Annotated in this window: 1 protein-coding gene and 2 pseudogenes; all 3 read right to left on the bottom strand. The window is 38.3% G+C overall.

The features are described from left to right. Positions 1 to 359, bottom strand: a pseudogene (locus HR060_RS19045) (hypothetical protein); the annotation flags it as partial. 280 nt (positions 360 to 639) lie between these two features. Next, complete coding sequence (locus tag HR060_RS19040) at positions 640 to 1,626, bottom strand: hypothetical protein (protein WP_246283225.1); 987 nt, start codon at positions 1,624 to 1,626, stop codon at positions 640 to 642. A 33-nt stretch (positions 1,627 to 1,659) separates the two neighbouring features. Next, positions 1,660 to 1,989 (bottom strand): annotated as a pseudogene (locus HR060_RS19035) (hypothetical protein); the annotation flags it as partial.

Below are 1,989 nucleotides of genomic sequence, written 5' to 3'. Positions count from 1 at the left end.
ACGACCACTTCAACATCCGATTCTGGGTAAGTATCAAAATCACGATGTCGAATATAAGGAAGTTGAGCCTGACTACCGTACTGAGTCGTGGTCCTATACTGGGTGGTACAAACAATATCTTGCCAAGCAAAACTGGCGTTACCAAATTCATCTTTTTCAGTTTGATGAGAAAAAGGCTTGGTATAACCAACCCGGCCAGTTAAGCGATCAAAATAAATAATATGATCTGAGCCGACACGCTTAGTCCACGGGATTAAATTTAACCAAAATAAATTCCAGATAAAGACAGCAATAAAAAAATGGTAATCAAATGACTCACCAAAAAAAATATTAGCCAAGCAGGTAAATAAATGGCGCAATAACAGCTGCCTGCAAAACCAATAAACATGCACGCAATAGATAACCAGCCAGATGCATGTTTGTCAGCGTTTTTTATTAAGAAACGTTCCGGATGTTTTTCAAAAAATGTGCGTTTGGACACTTTTTTCTCAAACATTCGGGTTAAATACAAACCATTAAATTGATCTGCTAACGAGGCATGATTAAAAGCCTGAAAAAATCGGTTAAAAGTCGTTTCTTTTGGTAACGTCGGTATAAAATTTATCATCACATTCCTTGTGAAAACTCATTATTAGGCAATTACAGCGGGTAACCAAAAGTAATTTGCTTTAATAAGCGTTTAAACTTGTATTTATTATCAAATACAGGCAAAGGCATTTCTGGGTCTATCGGCCAGATTTCCCACGGTTTGGTAATTTCGGCTTGTGGTTTATCAAAGGCAAAGTCAAATGCTTCTGAAATTAGTTTTGCTTCAATACTATATTGTTGATCAAAACTCATATCCTGCCAAAAGCGTTCTGGCCTGCCGTTTTCCTTATCAAAAGTGGCGGTGACCGGGTCAAGGTGCCTTACCGCTTCATATACAGGCACATCGGGTAATGGTTTGGTGTTATCCATAAATCGGCACACTTCTTCCCAAAATAAATAACAATAGGTGCGGCTATTGGCTGATTCGGATACGGCCACTTCAACCCCAGATTCTGGGTAAGTATCCAAATCACGATGCTGAATATAAGGGATGTGAGCCTGATTACCATACTGCGTAGTAACAACATATTGGGTTGTACAAACAATATCTTGCCAAGCAAAACTGGCGTTACCAAATTCATCTTTTTCGGTTTGATGGGTAAAAGGCTTGGTATAACCAACCCGGCCAGTTAAGCGATCAAAATAAATAATATTATCCGAACCAACTCGCATGCTCCAAGGAAAGGCATTTAACCAAAATAAATTCCAGATAAGAACGGCAATAAAAAAATGATAATCAAAAGGTTCACCGAAAAAAAATATTAGCCAAGCGGGTAAATAAATGGCGCAACAAAAGCTACCTGCAAACCCAATAAACATGCATGCTAATGATAACCAACCCGCAAAATGTTTATCCGAATTTTTAACTAAAAAACGTTCTGGGTGATCTTTAAAAAAACGTCGTTTTTTCGAGCTTTTTTCAAATCTTCGAGTAAAGTACAACCCATCAAATTGTTCAGTTAACGACGCATAATCATGACTTTGAAAAAAGCGGTTAAAGGTCGTTTCTTTAGGTAACGTCGGTATAAAATTTATCATCACATTCCTTGTGTATGAATATCGTTAAAACAATTAAACTGGGCAACCAAAAGTGATTTGAATAAGTATTCGTTTAAACTTGTATTTATTATCTAAAACAGGTTTAGGCATAGCTGGGTCTATCGGCCAGACTTCCCACGGTTTACTAATTTCGGCTTGTGGTTTATCAAAGGCAAAATTAAACGCTTCTGAGGTCAGCTCGTCTTCAATTTTACTCTGCTGCTCAAAGCTCATATCTTGCCAAAAGCGTTTTGGCCTGCCATTTTCCTTATCAAAAGTGGCGGTGACCGGGTCAAGGTGCCTTACCGCTTCATATACAGGCACATCGGGTAATGGTTTGGTGTTATCCATAAATCGGCACAC

This window comes from Marinifaba aquimaris, assembly GCF_013328345.1.
Lineage (GTDB): Bacteria > Pseudomonadota > Gammaproteobacteria > Enterobacterales > Alteromonadaceae > Marinifaba > Marinifaba aquimaris.
This window is presented reverse-complemented; position numbering and strand designations above follow the sequence as displayed.

Bases quoted from the DNA above. Each gene is read 5' to 3' on its own strand.
- HR060_RS19040 (WP_246283225.1), bottom strand. From the start codon at position 1,626: ATGATAAATTTTATACCGACGTTACCTAAAGAAACGACCTTTAACCGC.